Annotated in this window: 2 protein-coding genes; both read right to left on the bottom strand. The window is 64.3% G+C overall.

Features of this window, described 5'->3' with window-relative positions:
- Nucleotides 1–2,060, bottom strand: a 2,060-nt coding sequence (locus tag U9R81_RS15910) for a DUF2298 domain-containing protein (RefSeq protein WP_322496411.1), incomplete at its 3' end; no start/stop codon positions are given.
- Nucleotides 2,057–6,197, bottom strand: a 4,141-nt coding sequence (locus U9R81_RS15915; RefSeq protein WP_322496412.1) for a DUF2298 domain-containing protein, incomplete at its 5' end; no start/stop codon positions are given. The genes U9R81_RS15915 and U9R81_RS15910, both read right to left, overlap by 4 nt.

Consider the following 6,197-nt stretch of genomic DNA (forward strand, 5'->3'; position numbering starts at 1 on the left):
GGTACGTTGTGACGCAGCCACGCCAGCGAGGCCACGCCGGCGACGGTCTGCTCGCGGGGGATGTAGCCATTGAGGCCGCGCCACGGCCCGCGGCTGATGTCACGGGTAACGATCAGAGGGTACACCAGCGCGCCGGCCAGCAAGAGGGCCGTGCCGGCGCTGATCAGACTCGCTGCCAGCCGCCGCCAGCCCGTCGCTTTCGCCCACACCCACCACAGCCCGATCGGGGCCAGCACGCCCCAGATCAGCCAGACCTGATAATAAAACTTGAAGACCGTGTTCATACGGGCCGACAGGCCCTCGAACACGTCACGAATGTAGATGATCTCAACCCCCAACAAGATGGCGCTACCCAACGCCGCTAGCAGCAACCCAAAGCGAAAACCGGGTTCGGCGGCGTTGAGCGCCCGCCAACCCATCCACGGCGCCAGCCCGGCCAGCCCTAGCCATGGAAAGCCGATCAGCAACCCGGCGGTGAAGAGGATGAGCGGTAGCCACGGCGCCCGGCGCGGCATTGTTAAGCCGGCTAATGATTCGTTCTCTGATGAGCGGTAGAGATAGCTGCCGGCGATGATCGGCAGCGCCATCAGGCCAAAGATGATCACAAACTCGTGCCAGCCGCTGCGTTCGCCGAGGTAGATGCCGATAATACTCGTTAGCCGGCTAAGAATTGGCAGGTCGATCCATGGCGTTGCCCCTCCCACCGGCGAGCGAAAGGTGAGGTGAAACGGCAGAAAGAGGGCAAAGGCCAGCGCCGCTACGATCCCTGCTTCGCGGAGCCATATTCGCCACGGCAACGCAGCGCCGTCGCGCCGGCAGGCCAGCGCCAACCCTCCCCAATAGAGCAGCAGGTAGGTGGGCAGATCCCAACTGTTGATCGCGTACAAACTGCCGAGGATCACCCCATGCAAGACGCGCAACAGCCAGCCGGATCGTCCGGCGGTAAAGAGCGTACCATCGCTCGGCAGGGCAGCGGAGCTGCCTTGCGCCGCGACCGCCAGCGCCAACCCAATTGCCAGCGTCGCAAAGGGCAGCGCCATCACGTGCGGGTGCATGTCGCCGAGACGAAAACTGAAGAAGGGAAACTCGGTGATAGTGTAGCGCTGCTCGCGGCGCGGCGGATCGCCGGTGACGCGGTAGCTGTCCCAGAGCGAGCGCGATGGCCACCACCAGTTGAAGTCGTTCCATTTATCGGCCCGCCGCCACCCTTCAATCGTGCCAAAATCGTACGTTGCGGTTTGGGCCGGATAGGGCAAGGTGATGAAGGCCTCGCTGCGCAGGGCCTGCCCAAGCGCGGCAAGGAGCTGGCGATCATCGAGCGCCACTGCCCGTTCGTCGCCAACAATCACTTGGATCGCGCCAGATTGATTGCCGGCTAACAATATGATCGCAGCGCCAAGCACACCCAGCGCGCCGCGGATCACGGCCGGCGGCGGGCGGCGCAGCAAGCCGAGCAGCGCATTGATCACGCTAAACGCGCCTTGCGCGGTCATTGCAGCCAGCAGAGCGAGCGCGAGGTTGTAGGCAGTCGCCGGCGGCAAGTTGCTGAGCATAGCCGGGATGGCCATGAGCAGGTAGCCGAAGTAGTAGTAGTTGATGCTGTAGCCGGATAACCACGGGTCGTTGGGCGGAAAGAAGCCGCTGCGCTGGATCGCGTTGAAGAAGGCGAAGTCCATGGGGCGTTCGGTGCCCCACGGGGTGGGGTCGTGGGCGCGGAGCCAGACCACACCGAGCAAGATGGCGAGAAAGATCGCTTCGCCGGCCAGCGTCGGGCCAAGCGGCGGCAGTCGTCGTTGGTCGCTGCGCCAAAGCCAGAGCCAGCCGCTACCGGCAATGATCGCCAGACTGATCACGAGCAGCGGCGTTTCAAAGCGGCCTAGGCCCAACATCGCCAACAGCCATGCCAGAAAGCCGGTGAGCAGCAACCCCAGCGGGCGAGCGAAGGCAATGCCGGCTCCTAGTAGATGGCCGAAGAGGCGCGCGGCTGCCGGCCAACCCGCTAGTGTGAAGAGTAGACCGATCCCCCACCAGATCACGACTTCGCCGGCAACCGCGCTCATGGTTGCCCTCCACTCAGGTTTGCCAGCATGCGCTGCGCTTCCCCGGCCCACGGCCCGTCAGGCGCGAGTTGGAGATACCGTTGGAGGGCATCTTGGGCCAACGTGGGTTGGTTGCGCAGGATAAAGAGACGGGCCAATTGGAAGTAGACATCAGACCATGCCGGATCGATGCTCATCGCTTGGCCCAGCGCAATCTCGGCCTTATCCAGCCTTCCCCAATCGATCAGCGCCGTCGCTAGCTTGTTGTAATTGCCGGCGGTGGGGCTGGCTTGCACGGCAGCAAGGTAGGCCTGTTCCGCTTCCTCATACCTGCCAGCTTCAGCCAAAATGTCGCCCCAGAGGTGGTGCAAGCCCACATCGTTGGGATTGGCAGCAGCAGCGGTTGCCAAAATCTGCGCCGCCTCAAACAAGCGGCCCTGCCGGCGATAAGCTTCAGCCAAGCCAAAGGCCAGCGGCGCATTAGTGGGTTGGGCAGCGACGGCGGCTTCAAGCTCTGACAGATCGATCGCCGGTTCGGTAGGAGACGGTGGCGGCGGCTGAGCAGCCGGCGGCGTTTCCGCGCGTAACAGCCGGTAGCTGTCAGGCAAGGGCCGGACTTGATAGATCGCGACGCCATCGTGCTCGTAGACCGGACGCAGGTAGCGGTCGCGCAACACGGCGAACTTGTCCATACCCTGCGGGTAGAAGGCGCGCTCGACACTGCCAATATAGACATAATCCACGTTATAGCGGGCGAGAATGCGCAGCGCAGTTTCAGGGTCGTTCGTGGTAAAGAAGGTCTCGATATCGCGCACCCGCCGGCTGGTGACTGTCGGATCGCGTTGTTCATCAGCATGGAGTGCGCTGATCACGGTGGGCAGGCCAGTGGCGGCAGCCACCCGAATCCCGTAGGCGCGGTAGAACCAGAGGCTCGATTGGGCGACGATCGGGGTGCCGTTGATTTGCTGGTTGAGCCAGCGAATCGCGGCGGCGTCGCCGCGCAGATCGACTTGCACCATTGTGGTATCCGGCGCGCAGCCGCCAAAAGCGGTGCAGTCATACGTGAAGCTGGCCTGCTCCATAAACGCCATGCCGTCGAGAGTAGGGCCGGTGTCGATTGGGAAGCGGGTTGCGATGCGCGACGGCACGGCCACCGGCAAGTAACTGGCTGCAATGAGCGCTGGAATGGCAATAACAGCGAGTGCTGCCGCAGTTGCCGGCTGGCCGCCGCGCTGGTTGAGCCACGCGAGCATGCGCGGCAAGAGACCGGCGGCGGCTAGCCCCAGCAACACCCAGACGTGCAAGCCAAACTTGAAGACGGTGTTCATCCGGTACCAGTCGCTTCCAGCGAGATGGTCGCGGATATACACCACTTCGACGCCGAGCGAGATGGCCCATGCCAGCCATGCCAGCAGCAGCGCGTACCATGCCGGTGCGCCAGCAGCCCGCCGCGCCAGCAGTAAGGTCGTCATTGCCAGCAGCGCAAACAGGCCGATCCGTACTGCCCATTCGGGCAGCGCCGCGCCGATGATGAGCATGATGCCGATTCCGCTCAGCAGTAGCGCCCACGACCGCACCGGCAGATACCGGCGCCAGCGTTGCAGTGCTGCGCCAAGGATAACCGGCGTGACGATGGTTAGCGGCAGACCATAGAGCAAGAGGTAGTCAAGCGGGAGGGTGACGTGGCTTGTGACCAGCCCGATCCCGCCCACCATCGGCCAGTAGCGGTCGAAGAAGGGGGCAAAGAGGGCGAGCGATCCGATCCCTTGCCCAACCGCTTTCACCGCAGCCAGTGTGATTGCCGGCCAGCGCCAGCCGGCCCGTCGCACCGCGCCGGCAATAATGGCGATCCCGGCCAGCAACCCGTAGGTCGGGAAATCCCACGAGTTGGTGACGGCCAGTGTGCCGAGGGTGAGCGCGCTCAGGGCCCAGATCGCGCGCCCCTTGCCGAAGATTAATTGCCATGCGCAGGCAATCGCCAGCAGCGAGAGCGGCAGTGCGATCAGGTGCGGGTGCAGGTCGGCGTAGAGGAAGCTAAACAGCGGAAACTCGTTAATGGTGTACGGAATGACCCGGCTCGGCCCGACAAACCAGTCGCCGAGCAGACCGGCATTGCCGCTGAGCAGCAAGCGCAAGCCATTGGCGCCTTGCGACCATCCTGCCGCGATCAGGCTGGTGAGATTGCCGGCTAGTCCGATCAGGGCCAGCGCCACCACCCCGTACCGCCGCCGTCCGCCCAGCCGCGCCCCCAGTTCATACGCGCCGGCCAGCACCATGCCGAACAGGGTGGCGAGCGCCAGATTGAAGCCGATCGCCGGATCGAGGCCGAGCAGCTTGATCGGCAGCGACATCAGATAGAGACCGTAATAGTAGTAGTTGATGTAGCCGTTGCTGTAGAATGGATCGTAAGGCGGCATGACCGGACTGCGCAAGATGGCGTTGAGGAAGCCCTGCTCCATCGGCTTTTCGCCGCCCCACACCGGATGCCACAGGTCGGGGTTAAGCGCACGGATGATCGCCATTGCGATAAAACCGGCCAGAAAGATCGCTTCGCCGGGGATGAGCGCGCGCCATGCGGCGCGATCGGGCCGCGCGCCGCAGAACCACAATGCGATGGTGATGCCGCTCATCACCGCCAGCCCGCCAATCACCCCCACTGCATCGTAGCGCCAGAGGCCCAAACTGGCGGGGAGCCAGATCGCGTAGCCGAGCATGATCAATCCCACCGAGCGCGCCCATGCTAGCCCAGCCCGGCCGAGCGCGGCATACGCTGGCAGCGCACCGAGGCCGGCGATCAGGTACCAGACCAACAGCCACGCCGCGACTGCTAGCCATTGCTGTTCGCTCAGCAGCGTATTCCAACCCAGCCGGCCTGTTGCCGGCAGCTCTTGCACCGGTTTCGTCAATTCGAGGGCCGGGATGGTGCGCACGCTCGGCGGGCGGATTGGCAGGTCGTTGGTGAGCATGCGCGGTTGGCCGGGAGTGCGCAGCCGGTAGATCACGCTCTCGCCTTGCCGGAAGACAATATCGGCGTCGCCGCGACTTGCCAGCGTGGCGAACTTAGCCAGCCCTTCGGCGTTGTAGAGTTGCCGTTCAACGCCGCCAATATAGATGTATTCAACGCCGTAGCGCCGGAGCGCCGCCAACGCGGTGTCGGGATCAGACGTGTTGTAGATAGTGGCGATGATCTGCTGGCGGTAATTGATCACCGCTCGCGCGTTGACTGCGTTGCGCTGCTGAATCTGGTGCCATTCCCAGCCGAGCAGAGTGGGCATGCCGGTGAAGGTGGCAATCCGCCCGGCCCACTGGTATGAGGGTTGGTGAGCTTCGAGGATGATCGGTGTGCCGCGCGCATTGCGGCGCAGCCAATCGATCGCCGCCGCATCTTCATCAAGCGAGTAAGCAGGGCCGGCGCGGGCCGCCGTGATGTTGGCAAAGAAGGCCATGCCGTCGAGGGTGCGCGGCGCCGCCGGATCCCAGCGGTCGGCGATGCGGGCAGGCGTGGCGGTGATGGGGTAGACCAAGCCGGCTACGAGCAACACTCCCACCACGGCACGCACCGTCCAGCCCGTTTGGCGCGACAGCCGGCCTGTTGCCGCCCACAGCCACGGCAGAGCGGCTGCCGTCGCCAATGCCAGCAACATCCACGCATGTAGGCCAAACTTAAAGACGGTATTCATGCGGCCCACGTCACCGCGCACGACGATCACCTCCACCATTGCCCACAACCCGATCCCGCCGAAGGCGAATAGCACTGGGACAACGGTTGCCAGCGGGCGCGCGCGTAGTTGCCATCCGATCCAGCCAGCCACTCCCAGCACAACGAGGAGCGGGATGATGGCCGGCCAATCAAGCGCCCAAGCCACCAGCAGCACCGCCAGCGGCCCCATCACGATCAGCAGATTGATCCCGCGCCGCCATGCCCACAGCCCGATCATAGCCAGCCACATCGCCAGCCAATGACCGCCGATTTGCAGCAGTTGGCCGGTAGTGGTGCGTTCAGCGGCTACGATCGTCTCTAGCAGGGTCAGGCCCGGCCCGCGCCAGAGGTCAATCCCGCTCGATTCGGTGGCGAAGTTGGCGATAAACGGCGCGAAGAGCAGGTTGCCAAGCAGCGCCGGCGTGATCGCCACGGCCAGCGCCGCCGCGACCGTCGCC

This window comes from Chloroflexus sp. (assembly GCF_034435895.1).
GTDB lineage: Bacteria > Chloroflexota > Chloroflexia > Chloroflexales > Chloroflexaceae > Chloroflexus.